A 17,680-nucleotide genomic window follows, 5' to 3' on the forward strand; every position below is an offset into this window, starting at 1 on the left:
AGTATATTATAGATTATTCTTTAATGAAACCCTTGGAGCGTTTTTGAAACAGTTTCGATTTCATTGAAAAAATCAAATTCCTCGTTTAATCGTTCCAGTTTACTTTTTAAGTTCTGTAAGAATTTCTGATGCGATTTGCTTTCAGGATTAAGTGGACGATGGGCAAGTTCACGATTTACCTTTTGAATTTCCTGATAGGTAACTAGCGTTTCACGAGTGAATTGACTGTTTATCCATTTTTCCCAGATGTAGTTTTCGGCTTCTTCTGTCGGGTGGATTCTATCTTCTTTGTAAAATCTATAATCCCTTAGCTCATCCATCATGATTTCATAGGAAGGAAAATACGACACCGAATCAAGTTTTCTTTCCAATTCTGAGCAAAGTACTCTCAAGAGGCTTTTACTCAATTGATTTTCAGGGATGCCATCCTTGATATGTCTAACTGGGCTGACAGTTAAAATAATTTTGAGGTCTGGAAAGGCTCTAGAAAAGTTGTCCAAAACATGGAAGAGATCAAGCACCATTCTATCAAGTTCTGTGATCTTCTTTTTAAATAAACTTTGAGGCTGTTTGTGACAATTGGCTACAGACCCAAAGTCCTGATGCTCATAAAGCCAGGCAGTACCAAAAGTCAGGATTAAATGTGACCCATCTTTGAGATATTGATGGGTTTGTTCGATCTGGTGAGCCCACTTTTCTCCAAGCTCTTCTTTGGATTTCGCATTCAAATCAGAATGACTTGAGTAGTGGAAAAATAAATCTTCTCGCTGCAGAATTCCACCTTCATTTAATTTGTCCTTGAATAGGGCATGATCTAACAATTCCGCCAAGATACTGGGGTGAAAAATGGTACCAAACGGGTTGACTAGAATATCAAACTTGGCTTCTTTCATGCGCCTTCCCATAGAATCAGCAAAGCAGGAGCCCATGCTTAAAATTTTGGACTGATAAGTGATAGGGGAAGGGCTTTCGGGAATCGAAAAATTAGTCATCCATTGCATGCTGTGAAATTACAGAATTGAAGCTTTTTAAGCTTCTTATGGGGTACTTAATTTTCTATAGCCGTGAGTGAAACCTGAGGTAAAGAAAAAACCGTAATGAAACCCTGATCTAATGGGGTCGAACTTATACAGGTAAGTTCAACTCCTTCAGAGTTGGTTTGGGGAGATGATGGAGCATTTTTTCCACCAGTTTCACTGGCGGTTATTGAAGGGTTTAACCACTTCGTGGTTATTGAAACTGAAAGACCGTTTAATCTTTTTGTAATAACTTTAAGGTGATTAAAATCCTGAAAGGATTTAACCTTATAATAACCACGGGCCTGCCTTTGCCGGTAGGCAGATGCAACCCTTGGAGGATAATGACCTCGTAATGCTATCCTGACCCTGAAGGGGTCAAACTTTTTCTAAAGGCTGTTATGAAGATTTTTTTATAATTTTTAAAAAAAGATGAGTTCAACTGTGATTTTTTCCAACTCTTTCAGACTAATAAGTCAAAAGCCATTCAATGAATAAGGATCAAGAATTTGTTCAGCTCATTCAGGAAAACCAGGGACTGATCTATAAGATCACCACTATATATACCCGGGATCGAGAGGAGCAAAATGATCTCTATCAGGAAATTGTCTATCAGACTTGGAAATCTTTTGATCAGTTTAAAAAAGCTTCCAAACCCAGTACTTGGCTTTACAGGGTGGGTATGAATACGGCAATTACGCATCTTAATCAATCCAAGAAAAAGGTGACTGCAGTGCCTTTAGAGGGTTTGAGAGTAGAGATTGCGGATGAAAAAGATCCCATAAAGGAAGAAAAAATAATTCAGCTCTATGCAGAGATCAGAAAACTGAATCTGCTTGACAGAGGGATTGTCTTTCTCTATCTAGAAGGAAAAAGTCATGAAGAAATTTCTGAAATCGTGGGAATCAGCATCAGTAATGTAGGTACGCGTATGTCGCGGATAAAGCAGAAGTTAAAGCAAGGCGTTCACTCCAATAAAGCAAACTAACATGAAATTAGAAGAAATGAAATCGCTTTGGGAGGACCTTAGCGTCAAAGTAGAACAACAGGAAAAAATTCAAAAGGAGATACTCATGGAAATGACTCAAAAAAAATATAGACAAAAAATAGGGCAAGTCGCATTCTCGGAAATATTGGGAAGTGTAATCTGTTTTGCCTGTGCAGGATACTTTATTTATAAGTTTCCTCAGTTACAAAATCCGATTAATCAGGTATTGATGATCTTAAATATTATGATTGTTACTATTATACCGGTATTCATTCTCAAATCAATCTGGAGCTTGAATCAACTGGATCTGGGAGAGAGTGCACCGGTTCAGGTATTGGAAAAGTTTCAAAGAGATAAGAAACGATTTTGGAAGGTTCAAAAATATGGACTTTACCTATCAGGGATTTTTCTGATCACTATCCTTCCTCCTTTGATGGAGTTGGCAGGAGATCCAAGTATGGTTGAGAGGTCTTGGTATTGGTTGGGATATGTACCAATAGGATTTATATTATTATTCTTTTTTACTCGTTTTGTGATGAAGAAGTATCAGGCTTCGCTAAAGGATTCAGAGGAAGTTTTGAAAAATTTGGATTGATTGAGGACTCAAAAAACTAGAGTTTTTTCAGTTAGAGTTAGACTAATGAGGGTTTCGACTTTGTGTCAAATGATAGTTATATCCGCTGTCAGGTTGATCTGAGCCGAAGCCCTTTTTTGTACGTCCTGTAAATACCATAGCTTATGATTTTATTATCGTATTTTCTCCCAAATTCTCAATACCTGTAAATCGCCTAAACCATAGTGAGGAGCAATTTGATGAAAGTATCGAAAGGCTTCCAGGAAAGTTGAATCGGGATTTTGTTGCTTGAATTGGATTAAAAGTTCAGCTGGTAAATTACGATTTTTGATCTCCTTGATTCCTTGGATTGCTATGGATAAAAAAGGAAACCTACTTTCATAGCCAGAAATTTCGTTTGTAAGCATTTCGAAATTCCCTCCTTTGTAATGATCCCAAAGCTTTCTAAAAAGTAGTAAATCCGAATTTGTAAGCAACTGGGAATTTTGAAATTGATCCTGTAAATCCTTTTGAGAAAGATTTGCAAAACTGTAAGGAGACTTCTGACCTGGAAGTACTAGATACGCTGTATGATTTTTTATACCTAATAAACTGACAGCCTTCCAAAAATTTACTTGACAGAAGCAATCTTCCTCAAACCAAAAATAAACCTCCGACTTATTCGGGATTTTGGTGATTTTCTCGATTTCGGCCTTGGAATAGGTGTCGTAGTTTAGATCGTGATAATCCTCTGAAATGAATTTTTTTCTTGTTTTCCAAAATGCTTCTTCAGAATCAGATTCAATCGGACCGTCAATTAAGCATTCTCTGAATATGATCTTTTCACCTATAATGCCTTTAGGAAACTGATCCTTCAATGCATCTCCATTGAGTATGTGGTAAATCATTTGGAAGGATATTTTTCCTTCATAAAATCGTAAGACTTTTTAATTAATTCCCGTAGAACGGATTCATTTATATCTGCCAACCTATTGATATATAAGCAGGAAACACTCATTTTATGCTTTCCCAATTTGGATAATAACTCATCAAAGTTATTCTCCATGCATCCGAGTAAATAAACTGAAATTGAAGCTTTTCTGGGAGAAAACCCTACAATCAGAAAGTCTCCCTCTCTTCCTGAATCATACTTATAATGATATTGACCAAAGCCTACTATAGATGGTCCCCACATAACCGGTTTTTCACCGGTTACTTCTTCCATCATCTTCTTTAAGGCATAGGCGTCTTCCCTCTTTTTAGGAGATTCTACTGCCTCGATAAACTCGTCCACAGAGGCATCGGTTGCTTGGGTTTTATTTTCAGCCATAATCAGTTCATTAAGTGTTTTTTCAAGAAATCTGCGGTTGCTTGATCTACCCGGATCATGTTTCTCCATTTCATCCAATGATGTGTGTCTCCGGGAATCAATATAGATTCATAGGGCTTATTCAATTCTTCAAATCTTCGAATTAGATCTGTGGTTTGGCTCACGTTGACATTTCTGTCATCATCGGAATGAATAAAGAGCACAGGTGATGTCCAAGTGGCCAAATCTGCTATAGGGGAGGATTTCCATGCAACTTCCAAAGCTTTTTCATAGTCTGGAGCCACTTCATAACCATCCGGTAAATCATACCTTCCGTCCAAGTCATGAACTCCATGGATGTCCACCCCAACCTTAAATAAACCCGAGTCTCTGGCCAAAGCTAAAGCAGTCAAAAATCCGCCATAACTGCCCCCGTAAATCCCTATTTTATCAGGGTCAACTTGCGGTAAAGCTGCCAAAAATTCTCCTCCCGCCTTTACATCCTGATACTCTACAGCGCCCTGATAGTATCCATAAGCAGGCCGATGAAATTCATAGCCATAACCAATTCCTAATCTGAAATTGACTGAAAGGACAACAAAACCTAATTCCGCCAGATACTGGTTGAGTGCATAAGTATTAGAATAATAATCCATGTAGCTCCAGCCCAGAAGCATTTGCCTTTGTGGACCTCCATGAACAAATACTACTCCTGGCTTTTGAGCAGGTCCCCCGGCTTTTTCAAAAAGCTGTCCATAGACTATCGTGCCATCTGGAGCAGTAAAACTGACTTGTTTGGGTGTGATTAAGCTTGTTTGAGGAAAATCAGAAGGAATCAGATTTTCCTGTAAAACTCGTATTTCCGCTCCCTTTTTCAAGGTGACTAAATGAGGCCTTTGAGCGGTTGCAGAAAAAAAGGCCAGCGTATTCCCTTGTCCAATGGTAACCGGATAGGCCTCAATTCCAGTTCCTGTAGTTTCCCAATTTAGTTTTTTGCTGAAAAGGTCAACGGAGCCAATATGCCTTCTATCCATATCTTCTTTTTCAGGACCGGTATTAGCCGAAAAGACTAATTTCTTGTTGTCTGGGCTCAGTTTGATTTGTTCCACCATATAATCTCCCGGAGTCAGTAAGGTAGTGGTACCCGAGTTGATGTCTAAGGAGTATAAGTGTTGCCATCCATCTTGGTAAGACTCGAAAATCAACTCATTTGCATTGGGAAAAGCAAAAAAAGGATAGCGGTAGGATCCTCTCAATGTTTCGGGAGCTTTCCAAAGCATTTTGCCTTCTCCTGAGCTCACATCTGCTATCCAAATTTCCCATGGGACATGTCTTGGTTCCAAAAGAGGAAAGGCTGCTCCTTCACCGCCCAATGTTTTAATAAAAGCTATTTTATTTCCATCCGAAGACCATTTAGGCTGAGAATAGCGATGAAAAGAAGGGGCTATCCAATGTATGGGTGTTTGAGTGTTTTCGAATATGCCTAAAAGCTGATGCCCGCCCCGATTTACGGTAAAGGCTATCTTTTTTCCATCAGGTGAAAATTCCAATGAATTAACAGAACCTTTGACTTCAAATAATTGGGTGGGTTTATCCTTCTCTGAAATATCTGCTTTCCATACTTGGCCATTTTTCAAAAAAACCAATTGTTGCCCTGCTCCTAAAAAGAAATCATCTCCCTCTGTAACGACTGAAGTGGCCTTTGTTTGAAGATTGATTTTCCAGATTTCAACCTTGGGAAGCTTGGGTAAATTTTGTGCATTGACAGTTGAGGAAGCATTGCCACCACCATGGTCGCCTCCTCTTACAAAAACCAACCAATTTCCATCAGGAGTAAATCGAAGACTGCTGATTTCTTGCCCATCATCTTCATTGAAAGAAGTGAGTTTTGCGGGTTTAAAATCAGGGCCTTCAGCGAAATACACATTGCGTTTTCCTTGTTCGTTCATGGCCCAGGCGATCTTTTCACCTGAAGGGGAGGAGGTCAGTTCGGAGGGAAAGCTGAATTTCCCCACTTGTTCCATGCTAAAGTTTTGGGCTTTTGCTAGAAAACAAAAAGTCAGGAATAGAATGAAAGTAAGCGATGTGGTCTTCTTCATGTTAGTATTGGTCGTGGAGGCGATAAAGTATCTTTTGAAGTTCGGTTTTTAAATCGTTGGATGAAATGGTGTAATTGTTAAAAAGACAGGAAAAGTGAAGGATTTTCCCGCTTTTTGTGATCAAATACCCACTTAGGGCATTACTCATGCTGAGAGTTCCTGTTTTAGCATAGATGTAGGGCGCCTGCCCAGGATCGGAAGGATACCAGTTGCGGATTGTGCCTGATTCTCCTCCGGCAGGGAAGTAGGCTTTGATTTTTTCTAAAGGAACTTCAGCTCTGATTTTAGCCAAGAGTGCAATAATGGAACGTGGAGTAAACATATTTCGAGCTGAAAGCCCGGAGCCATCGTACCATACCGGTTCATCCGGTAAGTCGCCTAATAAATTTTCCTTTGCGTAAGCAATGGCATCCCGAGTGCTTAGTTTATTGCTGAGTTGATCAGAAACCAACAGCAATAATTGTTCTGCCAGAAAATTATCTGAGATTTTCATCATTTGAGCATAAATGCTGTCAGCCGGCGTACTGAGTAATTTTATTGGCTCTTCGGAAAAGTAGGCATGGTCTTTTATCAGAGTGATCTTTTTATCTAAAATATCTGAAAGCATCAAGGCCGTGAGCTCGGCAGAAGTCACAAAAGGGATGTCTCTTTCGAAACTTTTTTGTTCGGGCTTATCAGTAAATTGATAGGAAAATAAGTTTTGATATCTATCTCTTTTGAAATTGTATCCAGTCCAATTTTCTGTTTTTTGAGCGGAAAGAAAGGGCTTAAACCAGGTTGGATTGATGGTAAAATTAGGATCTCCAATTTCATACTTGAAGCGAAGTACATTTCCATAAATCGGGAAGGCTGAGCGCTCTGTGGCATAGTAAGCATTGTACCAATCCCAAGACCATCCTGGGCCAAAAGCATCTACTTGTTCAAAATTGTCCAGGAGATACAGCTCCTTTTTGCTGTTTTTTAAAAAATTAATCGCTTTCTCGTTTTTCAGATCGGGATGCAAAAGACTGGGATCACCGGTTCCCCAAAAAATCAAGGAGTCTCCTTTTTCCAGATAATTGAGGCCATTAATCAAGCTGTCACCCAAAACCGTGTAAGAGGTGTAAAAGGTGAAAAGTTTGGTATTGGAGGCAGGAATGAAATATTTGCCAGAATTGATATCTATCAAGGTTTTGTCTTTGATAGGGTCAACTACCATCATTCCCATATGCCCCTGATTGAAAACCTCAGATTTTTTAATGGAGCGGTTGATCTTCTGAACGGTACATGAACTACCGAGTAGCAGGATTGCGAAAAGAATTTTTTTCATTCTCTTAAAATAAAAAAAGTCTCCTGCATTTTGGCAGGAGACTTAAAGGTTTACTGTTTAATTATTGATTCCACCAGATTCTATCCAGCAAAGTAACGGAAGGGACATTGTCGCCATTTCTACTGACCTCACTATCTGGATAGGCAAGTCTTCGGATATACTGCCCATTCAAATCTGGGTTTAAATTTTCCGGAAGTGTCATATTCTTATAGCTATAATCAAATCTCCTTGCATCATTCCATGTTTCAGGATGTAGGAATAGAGCTACCCATTTTTCTTTCATGATATCAGCCAAGGTTAAATTGGCGGCACCCATGCTTACACTAGGATCAGCCAAATAAGATGCTTTTTCTGCATCAGCAACACCCAGCATATCCATATGCGCCTCGATTCCTGCTAAATAGGCCGAATAGGCTCTGGCTCTATCATTCTGTAAAGCAGCCTCCGCTTCAATAAATTTGAGTTCAGCAAAAGTCGCAATCAAAATAGGAGATTGAGTGGAGGTGTAAAACTGACCTGGGATCAAAGTGGATCTAGCACCTTGCTCTGGCGCATTTCCTCTTCCTGCTCCGTTTACTGTACCTACAAATTCCCCTTCGTCAGTGGTTCCGATCATCAATGGCAATCTTGGATCAACCGTAGGATAGGAAGTACCATCCAGTGCTTCTACAAATTGCTCTGAGATCCATCCACCTAAAAGAAGGTTAGAGTTGTTGATGGCAACCTGAGCCCAAGGATTAAACCTTTGCTCGAAAAAGCTTACGCTTGCATCATCATTTGAAGATGTAAAGCCAGCATTGACTGCTGCTAACAATTCAGATTCACTGTAGGCAGAAGTGCCTTTGGTATGCAATAAGAATCTTGCTTTTAAAGTATTGCCAAATTTTATCCAATTGGCAACATTGCCTTGATAAATGAAGTCATCATTCCCCATGGAAATGGAAGTTTGGCCTTGGAGATTTGCAATTCCTTCATCCAAGAGTTCCAAGACTCTTCGATAAAGTTCTTGATCATCATCATAAGCCGGAGTCACGGTCTCAAAATTGAAACTTTGGGAAAATGGTACATCTCCAAAGAAGTCAACGGTCATTCCCAGATTCAGAGCCATGAGGATTTGAGCAGCTCCTTTGTAATGATTTGCTCCATTTTCCTCACTTTTCTTAATGATCACATCCAAATCAGTCATCACATTATAAAGACTGAACCAAGTGCCACTAAAGTCCGAAGGATCCATTATGTCGGATGAACTGCCGGGATTTGGAGAAGCTAAGTATTGTACATAATTACTTGTGGCACTACCGCCCCTGAAAATATTGAGTGCGGTTTCATAAGTACTGTTAGTCATCAAACCTGAAATAGGTGCATCTTCAGGGTTATTAGGATTTTCATTGACATCCAAGAAGGAATCGCAGGCTGAAGCCATCAATACCACGGATGCTAAAATCGCTGATAGTTTATTTTTAAATTTCATCTTTTTCCTGGTTAAAGGTTTACAATCCCAAATTCAAAGTGAAGAATAGGCTTTGAACCCCCGGGAATCCCAATCCGGTGAATCCGACAGCATTGCCACCAGCTCCTGCAGAGAAAGATTCAGGATCAAACCCATCCCAAGGAGTGTAAAGAATGATGTTGTTTGCTGCAACAGAGATTCTGGCTGTTCTGAAAGGAGTTCTTTCCAGAAGGTTTGGCTGTAAATTATAAGCCAAAGTCACATTTCTCAATTTGATGAAGCTGGCATCTTTAACAAAGTTTTCAGAAGTGGTTCTGTAATAATTTCTCCAGTAACCTGCTCCATAATTAACTCCGTCAGGTCCAACTCCCTGACCCAGCCAAACTTCCTTCGTATTTTGAGATCCATCAGCCAAAATGCCTGGGAAAACCACGAAATCATTTCTTCTCTCTGAATCCTTTTGTTTACCAAAAGCAGAAAGGAAGTTACCAAACTGATCATATTGCTCCAGTCCTGCTCTGAAATCAATTAAGAAGGAAAACTCTAGTCCTTTGTAAGAAAAGTTGTTTCTCAAGCCTCCAAAGAATTTTGGAACTGCATTTCCCAAGATTAGCTGATTACCTGTTCTCACTGGGAATCCATTTGCCCCAATAAGTACCGGTAAATCTCTGTTTAATTCTTCAGTTCCTTCTGGAGCCCCAGGGCGGATATAGCTACTTCCATAAATATTTCCATAAGCCTGCCCTTCTTTCAAGATCATCGTAACTCTACTTCCGGCATATCCGAATTGAGAGCCTACAACAATTTGATCAATACCTTCTCTGATTGCCTTGATTTCATTTTGGTTGGTAGTTAAGTTAGCTGTAACGTCCCAGCGGAAATCCCCTCTTTCAATAGGAGTACCTCCCAAAACGATTTCAAATCCTCGGTTCTCAATTTCTCCTGCATTGGTAATGTAGGAAGAGAAGCCAGTTGCGTCAGAAATCGGCACTGGAATAATCTGATCTGCAGCATTGGATTTGTAATAGGTTACATCCAAACTTGCGCGGTTATTAAAAAATGCGAACTGTGTACCAAACTCAACAGAAGTAGTCGTTTCAGGTCTTAGATTAGGATCGCCAAATGTTGAATTTCTCGAGAAACCAACTTGACCATTAAGAGGAAATACTCCCGGAGAAACAAAAGTTGCTCCCAAAATATGAGGGTTGGTGTCCTTACCTACCTGAGCCCATGATGCTCTCAGTTTACCGAAGGTGACCCATGATGGTAGATCAAAATTCTCGCTGAATACATACCCTAAATTAACTGAAGGATAGAAGAAGGAATTGTTATTCTTAGGTAGGGTAGAGGAGATATCATTTCTTCCTGTAATATTCAGGAAAAGGAAATTTTTGTAATCAACCATCAAATCCCCGTAGAAACCAACCAATCTTCGGATGCTTTTACCCTGAGAGGCAAAAATTTGAGTCGTATTATTCAAATTGTAGAATCCTGGAATCACGAAGTTGGTACCAGTAGCAGTTACCCTGTCAAACTTTCTTTCAAATACATCATTTCCTAATCTTAGACTGGTATTCCAGTCAGAATTCCATTGTTTCTTTAAGGTGATGTAAAAGTTGGAAGTGATATCCCTGCTGTTAATTCTGGTTTCTTCTAAAAACCCTGTAGAACTTAATGGAACTTCACCATCGATGCCCATAGGACCAGGAGTGATTTCAGTTCTGGAATCCGAATAATTGTCCATTCCTAATCTATATGAAAAGGTCAGCCATTCTGTTGGGCTGTAGTTCAAGTTGATATTTCCTATGATACGATTGACATTGTCTTCGTAAGTAGCAAATCGGGCATCATAGATCGGATTGGTGTTTCCGTAAGTTTTCATGGTACCATCTGGATTGATGTAATCCCGCACATCGGTGGTTTCTGACCAGTACATCATCCGCTCCAAAAATCTATCATGAGGCACTCTGTTTCCTCCAGAGTTGGTGTAGTTAAATGAGCCGGAAAAGTTAAATTTCTCACTGGCCTTTACTGTACCGGATAATTTTGCACTGGTTCTATCCCAAGTAGAGAATGGTATAATTCCTTCTTGATCCAGTCTGCCAAAGGATCCGTAAAAAGTTGCTACTTCATTACCTCCTGATACACTCAAACTATTATCGAACTGCATTCCTGTATTGAATGCTCTGTTCCAGTTATCCTGATAAACATAATTCGGATCATTTTCCTCAGCAATATTGGCACCCCAGGAAGGCCAGAAGCTGGAATCATTTCTAACCCCGCTAAAACCTTGACCAAATTGATCCTGTAGCTCAGGTAACTTTGCCAAATTATCGAAGCCTAAAGAAGAATTAAAATCTACACGAATCTGTCCTGACTTCCCTTTTTTGGTGGTTATGATTACTGCACCGTTGGCAGCGCGAACACCATAAAGCGCTGTAGCAGCCGCCCCTTTTAATACGGACATGGACTCAATGTCATTTGGGTTGATGTCAGCGATACGGTTGGACATACCGCGAGGCGTTCCATTGGATTCAATAGTCGAGTTGTCTACAGGAACTCCATCTACCACAAATAATGGTTGATTGTCTGCAGAAGGGTCCAAGGAGTTGATGCCTCGAATAATGATTCTGGCCGACTGCCCTGGTGCTCCACCTGAATTGGTTACCTGCACGCCAGCTACCTGACCCTGAAGTGCATTGACCACATTCGGCTGTCTTGTTTTAGTGATCTCATCAGCATTGATACTTTGAGCCGCATAGCCTAAAGCCTTTTTCTCCTGCGAAATACCAAATGCGGTGACTATAAACTCATCGAGATTGGACGTTTCTGTTGCAAGACTTACGTCAAGTGTGCTCCTGTTGCCTACAGGAACTCGTTGCGTTTCGAAGCCAATAAAGGAGAACACCAAGACCGCTTGGGTATTGGGAACTGAAATGCTGTATTTCCCGTCGATATCAGATACCACTCCCGTGGAGGTTCCCTGAATGACGATGCTGACACCCGGTAGGGGCGCTCCATCTTCTTTAGCGGTGACAATTCCTGAAACAGTCTGTTGGGCATACAAGGAAATGCAAGCCAAAAAACCAATCAGAAAAAGCAACGCTGATTTGTAGCTGTTTTTCATGTGATTTTATGTTATGAGTTTAAAATTGGTTCTACAAAAACTAGAATTTTGCATTTTTTTACCGTTTATAAGTCTGTGATTGTCAGTATTTACTTTAAAAACTGCATAAAAATGCCTGATTCTAATACCTTTCTTTGGGTTGATTGCTTAATTAGAACTCTTGTAAAAAGATCTTTTTTGAAATATTAAGAGAAAATTTTATCCTCTAATTTGGTTGAAGGCTTAATTTAAAAATTTATAGAGTGTAAAATCAACATTATTTGATAATTTATTTTAGCGGTTGCCAAAAAATGATGAATTCAATATTGCAAGTTTTATTGCAAAATTTTGCATTTATAGATATTTAAAAAATGCAATAAACTGATTTCAAGGATAAAAAAAAGGCTGCTCGGTAATCGAACAGCCTGTTTGTAGTGAATGAAATTCTTTATTTCACAATGGTTTTTGTCTCTGTGACGATCTTCTTTCCGTCTTCGTATTTTATTTCTTTTTTCACTTCCACACGCTCAGCCATTGGCTCTCCGTGTGGACGCTCACTAATATGAGGAGCAATAACCAAAGCCACAATTGACATCAGCTTGATCAGAATGTTCATGGAAGGACCAGAAGTATCCTTAAAAGGATCACCTACTGTATCACCTGTTACTGAAGCTTTATGAGGTTCTGATTTTTTGTAGAAGGTCTCTCCGTTGATTTCTACTCCTTTTTCAAAGGATTTTTTCGCATTATCCCAAGCACCGCCAGCATTGGATTGGAACATACCCATTAATACACCGGAAACAGTTACACCTGCTAATAAGCCACCCAAAACTTCTGGGCCAAAGGCAAATCCTACAATAATTGGAGTAATCAATGCAATAGCTCCTGGAGCAATCATTTCTCGGATAGAAGCTTTGGTAGAGATTTCCACACACTTATCATATTCAGGTTTGGACTTGTATTCCATGATTCCAGGAATTTCTCTAAACTGTCTTCTTACCTCATTTACCATGTCCATGGCAGCTCTACCTACCGCAGCAATAGCTAATGAGGAGAAGATGAATGGAATCATTCCTCCAACAAACAAGCCCGCCAATACTGGTGCTTTATAGATATCAATTGCATCAATGCCGGCAATTCCAACGAATGCGGCGAATAAGGCTAAAGAAGTCAAAGCTGCAGATGCAATTGCAAAGCCTTTTCCTGTGGCAGCAGTTGTATTACCTACAGCATCCAATATATCTGTTCTTCCTCTCACTTCTTCCGGAAGCTGGCTCATCTCTGCTATACCACCTGCATTATCAGCAATAGGCCCAAAAGCGTCAATTGCTAATTGCATGGCAGTGGTAGCCATCATACCTGCTGCCGCGATTGCCACGCCATAAAGACCCGCAAATTCGTAAGCACCATATATACCACCAGCTAAAACCAAAATTGGTAAAACTGTTGACTCCATACCCACAGATAGTCCACCAATAATATTGGTTGCGTGACCGGTTGCTGATTGCCTCACAATCGACATCACTGGGCGCTTGCCCATAGCAGTATAATATTCGGTAATGATGGACATCAATGTACCCACTACCAAACCAAGGATGATTGCATAGAATACGTCCATATTGGTAAATACATATCCTCTGATTTCCAAGGTCTCAGGAAGCATGTGTTTAACAACGAAAAAGGATGCAATACCCGTGAATATGATAGAAGACCAGTTGCCCATATTGAGCGCTTTTTGCACATCTCCTTTGTCATCTTTTACGGTTACAAAGGCCATCCCCATAATAGAGAATACAATACCCAAACCTGCAAGTACCATTGGTAAGAGAATTGGGGCAATTCCTCCAAATTGATCATCGGAAACAATTTCTCTTCCCAAAACCATGGTTGCCAAGATAGTCGCCACATAGGAACCGAATAAGTCAGCACCCATACCTGCTACGTCACCTACGTTATCACCCACGTTATCCGCAATAGTTGCCGGGTTCCTTACGTCATCTTCTGGGATTCCAGCTTCAACTTTTCCTACCAAGTCAGCACCTACGTCAGCGGCCTTTGTATAAATACCACCGCCAACTCTTGCAAAAAGAGCAATGGACTCTGCACCCAAAGAGAAACCAGCCAATACTTCTAGGGCTTTTTCCATTTCTACTCCGTTGACTCCAGCACCTGCGCTGACCACATACATTTGGTAGAAAAGAATAAACAAAGAGCCTAATCCTAGCACGGCTAATCCTGCCACGCCTAGACCCATTACTGAACCTCCGGTGAAGGATACTTTCAGTGCTTGCTTTAAACTAGTTCTTGCAGCTTGAGTGGTTCGAACGTTCGCTTTGGTAGCGATATTCATCCCTATGTATCCTGCAAAAGCAGAGAATACTGCTCCGATTAAAAAAGAACCTGCAATAAGTGGGCTGGAGGTTTCAACTGTTGTTCCTGAATAGGCCAGTAGAATTCCTGCGATGATAGCAAAATAGGATAAAACTTTCCATTCTGCTTTGAGAAAGGCCATGGCTCCATCAGCAATATATCCTGCCAATTCCACCATGTTTTTGTCACCTGTTTCCTGTTTGTTTACCCAGGCTGACTTGATTGCCATGACGATCAAGCCTAGTATCCCCAGTGCCGGGACCAAATAAATCACCGCTTGTTCCATAAAGTTTGTTTACGCTGTTGTGTTTGGTTAATAAATAATTGGGCAAATATAGAATTTCTCTCTTACCTGCCAACTCCAAAGAAATTTTGGGTAAAGCCCTTTATTTCCAATGTTTGTTGAAAATATCTCAAAGATTTTAAATATCTACTGTTAATTCTTTACAGAAACTCTGAATTTACTGAGGATAAGTCTAAGTGCTTTGATTTGATGGATTTATGATTTTCGGTAAAATAATTCCTTTGAATACTAAAATGAAGTATCTCAAGAGATCACATATTTAGGAATTCTGATTTTTTCAAAGGCGAAAATCAGCAATCGCCATTTTGTGAAAGTTTAAGATTTACACAACTTTAGGCCATGGATTTAGAATCATTTAAAAAATCTACAGCACCAGATTCCAGTTTTTCACCTGAGTTGAAAGCGCTTTGGTACGATCTCCATGGGGATTGGGATAAAGCTCATGATCAGGTAGATCAATTGGATGGGAAATCCGCGGCCAGAGTCCATGCTTACTTGCATAGAAAAGAGGGGGATTTATGGAATGCTGATTATTGGTATAGAAGGGCAGGAGAGCGGAGTCCTGAGTTAAGTTTGGATGAAGAGTGGGAATACTTGTATCAAAAATATTCTCAGTAATTAAATATTGATTTCTGAAAAATCAGCACTAAAATATTCTTTGAAAGGCAGCGAAACTATCAGGTTAAAATTCCCTTTTTGTTAATAAGTTAGTTTAAAAGTGAAAGTTTTACCCCTAAAAATACCCTGTATAGGGTATTTTTTCGTGTTTTTTTGGGGTGTATTTTTGATGTTCAACTTTCAGCCAAACACATGAAATTCTTTTATTTATCTTCCGTGGCAAATTCAGAGGGGTGTCATGAGGTGCACCACAGAGATTGTGAGTTAATTCCAGATTCTTTAAACAGAGATTACTTAGGCCCTTTTAACAATGGATTAGAAGCCATCCGTAAAGCGGAAAAAATGAATCCAAAAGTCAGCTTGTGCGAGGTTTGCTGCAAAATCATCAGCCAACCAATTTTCTTCAAAGAAAAAAACGGATAGTCGATATTTTTTAAAGCCTATTCGACTGGCAAAAAAATCAGAATCATGTAAATTCGTACTTCAATTCGGGGTGTGGCGCAGTCCGGTTAGCGTACACGTCTGGGGGGCGTGTGGTCGCAGGTTCAAATCCTGTCACCCCGACATTATAATTAGAAAGGCGGCGGTTAGCATGTCCTGACTATGGTCAGGATGGTCGTCCTGACAAAGTCAGGATCACCCCGACATAATAATTAGAAAGGCGGCGGTTAGCATGTCCTGATTCTGGTCAGAGAGGTCGTCCTGACAAAGTCAGGATCACCCCGACAAATAGCTTTAGTACGGTTTTTCTAAAAAATGCAAAAAATCAAAAAAGGCAGTCGTTCTGGCTGCCTTCTTTTATTGATAAACAGTAAAAGAAATTTTTTTACCAATTCGGATGCTTTTTCATCCAATAGTCAAGAGATACTCTTCCTGATCCGTAAAAAAGAAAAACAAAAAGCAGAAGCAATACAATTAGAGAAAGTTCAAATTCCAGGTTGTTGGAAACAGAGAGAAATCCCTGCTCTATGTTGACGAAAAAGACGGCCACAAAGAGAATGGGTAACTGAAAAATAATCGCAAATCGAGTTACCAAACCAAGCGCGATCAATAAGCCGCCAACCAAATGTGCAAAAGCTACATAATGAGCCAAAGCAAGATTAAAAAACTGTAGTTCACTATTTTTCATAATCTCTAACAAAGCTCCAGTATTAGAGATAAATAAAATTCCTTTATAAAGAATAAAAAGTCCAAGAGCGATTCTAATGAAGTCTAACCAGCTGGGATGATGTGTGTCAGCCCAATGCTGAATTTTGCCTGAAGTTTCCATAGCTTTTTGGGTTTGTGTAATAAAAATTACAAAAAAATAGAAACATAAGCAATTGAAAAATAAGAAGATATAGACTTTTGATTTGGCTTTAAAACAAAAAAAGAAAGCCCCACCACAGGGCTTTCTATAGTAATGTCGGGATCAACTAAACTAAGAGAAAAGCCTTACTCTCCGTATGAGCAGTAGGATTTTTCTTTGACATTACCCATTCACATACACGAGATTCGGGGTGAGGGTTTAGTTTAGTTTCAGCTTTGTGATCTTTGGATAAATTACCTGTTTATCGGTCTTTTTTCAGGATTAAAACACTATTTAGTTCAATTGGAAAAATGCCCTTAATCCTGTTTAAATCAAGTTTTTAAAGGTATTTAATTTTATCTTTCGTTGTTTTCAAAGGTATTTTAATTATATTTTATTTCTAAGCCCTAATATCCTTTGGTATATGCAGCATCTTGAAACATCTTATACTGCTCCTGATGGAGTTAACCTCTATTTACAAGCCTGGATGTCTGGAGAACCTAAAGCCTCCTTGCTTTTGATCCATGGTTTGGGAGAGCATAGCGCCAGATATCAAAGCTTGGTTGAGGGCTTGGTAAATTTAGGTGTCTCTGTTTTTACATTTGATGGAAGAGGGCATGGACAGTCCTCGCGGGATAAGCCAACTGCTTATTTTGATTCCTACGAAACTTATCTGGAGGATATTCATGCTTTGTATGGAAAAGTGAAAGCCTATGTGCCTGGAGTGCCTTCCTTTATTTTTGGGCACAGTATGGGTGGGGGGTTGGCAGTTGCTTATGCGCTTAAATTTCAACCGGAAACCCAGGGAATAATCCTTTCAGCCCCAGCAATCAAAGAAGCCGAGGGAACTTCTGCCATCCTGATCGCTATTTCTGGGATTTTAAATAAAATTTTACCCAAACTTCCTGCACTAGCTTTGGATATCAGTGGGATTTCCAGAATTCCTGAGGAAGTGGAAAAATATAAAAAGGACCCATTGGTATTTCAGGGAAAAATCCCTGTTCGGACAGGTTACGAACTACTTCAAGTGATGCGGTTTATCCAGGAGCATGCTGAAAAATTTAATTTCCCTTTTTTGGTCATGCATGGCACTGCCGACCGCTTAACAAACCCAGAAGGCTCCAAATTACTTTTTGAGAAATCTCCTTCAAAAGATAAGACTATTGAAATTTTGGAAGGCGCTTATCATGAATTGCTCAATGATTTAGATAGGGACAAGGCTTTGGAGATGATTTTGGGGTGGCTTGAAAAGAGGATATAATTAAAGTTA

At 39.7% G+C, this 17,680-nt stretch carries 13 protein-coding genes and 1 tRNA gene; 5 read left to right on the forward strand and 9 right to left on the reverse strand.

Features of this window, described 5'->3' with window-relative positions; translation table 11 throughout:
- Positions 1-20 precede the first annotated feature (20 nt).
- Complete coding sequence (locus tag BM073_RS14940) at positions 21-929, reverse strand: GSCFA domain-containing protein (RefSeq protein WP_175557928.1); 909 nt, start codon at positions 927-929, stop codon at positions 21-23.
- Positions 930-1,506: 577 nt separating this feature from the next.
- Between BM073_RS14940 and BM073_RS14945 the strand changes: the two genes are divergently transcribed.
- Together BM073_RS14945 and BM073_RS14950 are read left to right on the forward strand one after the other, a co-directional pair.
- Positions 1,507-2,004 carry an RNA polymerase sigma factor gene (locus tag BM073_RS14945; protein ID WP_091655141.1) on the forward strand — a complete coding sequence of 166 codons (498 nt, stop codon included), beginning with the start codon at positions 1,507-1,509 and terminating at the stop codon, positions 2,002-2,004.
- A 1-nt stretch (position 2,005) separates the two neighbouring features.
- Positions 2,006-2,599 (forward strand): hypothetical protein, encoded by a 594-nt coding sequence (locus BM073_RS14950; RefSeq protein WP_091655142.1) that lies wholly within the window; start codon positions 2,006-2,008, stop codon positions 2,597-2,599.
- Positions 2,600-2,751: 152 nt separating this feature from the next.
- On the opposite strand, the gene BM073_RS14955 is transcribed toward BM073_RS14950, so the two are convergent.
- The 7 genes from BM073_RS14955 to BM073_RS14985 form a co-directional block, all read right to left on the reverse strand.
- Complete coding sequence (locus BM073_RS14955; RefSeq protein WP_091655143.1) at positions 2,752-3,465, reverse strand: DUF1835 domain-containing protein; 714 nt, start codon at positions 3,463-3,465, stop codon at positions 2,752-2,754.
- The gene (locus BM073_RS14960) at positions 3,462-3,887 is read right to left on the reverse strand and encodes a DUF1801 domain-containing protein (RefSeq protein WP_091655144.1); all 426 of its coding nucleotides are present in this window, start codon (positions 3,885-3,887) and stop codon (positions 3,462-3,464) included. The genes BM073_RS14955 and BM073_RS14960 overlap by 4 nt, the downstream gene beginning before the upstream one ends.
- A 2-nt stretch (positions 3,888-3,889) precedes the next feature.
- A complete protein-coding gene (locus tag BM073_RS14965) occupies positions 3,890-5,965 on the reverse strand; it encodes a S9 family peptidase (RefSeq protein WP_091655145.1) in 2,076 nt (691 codons plus the stop codon).
- Between the two features lies 1 nt (position 5,966).
- A complete protein-coding gene (locus BM073_RS14970) occupies positions 5,967-7,274 on the reverse strand; it encodes a D-alanyl-D-alanine carboxypeptidase (protein WP_091655146.1) in 1,308 nt (435 codons plus the stop codon).
- Between the two features lie 61 nt (positions 7,275-7,335).
- Positions 7,336-8,745 (reverse strand): SusD/RagB family nutrient-binding outer membrane lipoprotein, encoded by a 1,410-nt coding sequence (locus BM073_RS14975; RefSeq protein WP_091655147.1) that lies wholly within the window; start codon positions 8,743-8,745, stop codon positions 7,336-7,338.
- Positions 8,746-8,764: 19 nt separating this feature from the next.
- Positions 8,765-11,851: a SusC/RagA family TonB-linked outer membrane protein gene (locus BM073_RS14980; RefSeq protein ID WP_091655148.1), complete on the reverse strand. Its 3,087-nt coding sequence runs from the start codon at positions 11,849-11,851 to the stop codon at positions 8,765-8,767.
- A gap of 427 nt (positions 11,852-12,278) precedes the next feature.
- Positions 12,279-14,486 (reverse strand): sodium-translocating pyrophosphatase, encoded by a 2,208-nt coding sequence (locus BM073_RS14985; RefSeq protein WP_091655149.1) that lies wholly within the window; start codon positions 14,484-14,486, stop codon positions 12,279-12,281.
- A gap of 357 nt (positions 14,487-14,843) precedes the next feature.
- On the opposite strand from BM073_RS14985, the gene BM073_RS14990 reads away from it, so the two are divergent.
- Together BM073_RS14990 and BM073_RS15000 are read left to right on the forward strand one after the other, a co-directional pair.
- Positions 14,844-15,122, forward strand: coding sequence for a hypothetical protein (locus BM073_RS14990; RefSeq protein ID WP_091655150.1), 279 nt, complete (start codon positions 14,844-14,846; stop codon positions 15,120-15,122).
- A 489-nt stretch (positions 15,123-15,611) separates the two neighbouring features.
- Positions 15,612-15,686, forward strand: a tRNA-Pro gene (locus tag BM073_RS15000).
- 262 nt (positions 15,687-15,948) lie between these two features.
- Here the strand turns inward: BM073_RS15000 and BM073_RS15005 are convergent.
- Positions 15,949-16,392 (reverse strand): DoxX family protein, encoded by a 444-nt coding sequence (locus tag BM073_RS15005; RefSeq protein WP_091655152.1) that lies wholly within the window; start codon positions 16,390-16,392, stop codon positions 15,949-15,951.
- 442 nt (positions 16,393-16,834) lie between these two features.
- On the opposite strand from BM073_RS15005, the gene BM073_RS15010 reads away from it, so the two are divergent.
- A complete protein-coding gene (locus BM073_RS15010) occupies positions 16,835-17,671 on the forward strand; it encodes an alpha/beta hydrolase (RefSeq protein ID WP_091655153.1) in 837 nt (278 codons plus the stop codon).
- The last annotated feature ends 9 nt before the right edge of the window (positions 17,672-17,680 follow it).

This window comes from Algoriphagus ornithinivorans (assembly GCF_900115305.1).
GTDB lineage: Bacteria > Bacteroidota > Bacteroidia > Cytophagales > Cyclobacteriaceae > Algoriphagus > Algoriphagus ornithinivorans.

What these genes read in the sequence shown, in the direction of transcription:
- BM073_RS14940 (WP_175557928.1), bottom strand. Translation starts at nt 929, where the DNA reads ATGGGCTCCTGCTTTGCTGATTCTATGGGAAGGCGCATGAAAGAAGCC.
- BM073_RS14945 (WP_091655141.1), top strand. Translation starts at nt 1,507, where the DNA reads ATGAATAAGGATCAAGAATTTGTTCAGCTCATTCAGGAAAACCAGGGA.
- BM073_RS14950 (WP_091655142.1), top strand. Translation starts at nt 2,006, where the DNA reads ATGAAATTAGAAGAAATGAAATCGCTTTGGGAGGACCTTAGCGTCAAA.
- BM073_RS14955 (WP_091655143.1), bottom strand. Translation starts at nt 3,465, where the DNA reads ATGATTTACCACATACTCAATGGAGATGCATTGAAGGATCAGTTTCCT.
- BM073_RS14960 (WP_091655144.1), bottom strand. Translation starts at nt 3,887, where the DNA reads ATGGCTGAAAATAAAACCCAAGCAACCGATGCCTCTGTGGACGAGTTT.
- BM073_RS14965 (WP_091655145.1), bottom strand. Translation starts at nt 5,965, where the DNA reads ATGAAGAAGACCACATCGCTTACTTTCATTCTATTCCTGACTTTTTGT.
- BM073_RS14970 (WP_091655146.1), bottom strand. Translation starts at nt 7,274, where the DNA reads ATGAAAAAAATTCTTTTCGCAATCCTGCTACTCGGTAGTTCATGTACC.
- BM073_RS14975 (WP_091655147.1), bottom strand. Translation starts at nt 8,745, where the DNA reads ATGAAATTTAAAAATAAACTATCAGCGATTTTAGCATCCGTGGTATTG.
- BM073_RS14980 (WP_091655148.1), bottom strand. Translation starts at nt 11,851, where the DNA reads ATGAAAAACAGCTACAAATCAGCGTTGCTTTTTCTGATTGGTTTTTTG.
- BM073_RS14985 (WP_091655149.1), bottom strand. Translation starts at nt 14,486, where the DNA reads ATGGAACAAGCGGTGATTTATTTGGTCCCGGCACTGGGGATACTAGGC.
- BM073_RS14990 (WP_091655150.1), top strand. Translation starts at nt 14,844, where the DNA reads ATGGATTTAGAATCATTTAAAAAATCTACAGCACCAGATTCCAGTTTT.
- BM073_RS15005 (WP_091655152.1), bottom strand. Translation starts at nt 16,392, where the DNA reads ATGGAAACTTCAGGCAAAATTCAGCATTGGGCTGACACACATCATCCC.
- BM073_RS15010 (WP_091655153.1), top strand. Translation starts at nt 16,835, where the DNA reads ATGCAGCATCTTGAAACATCTTATACTGCTCCTGATGGAGTTAACCTC.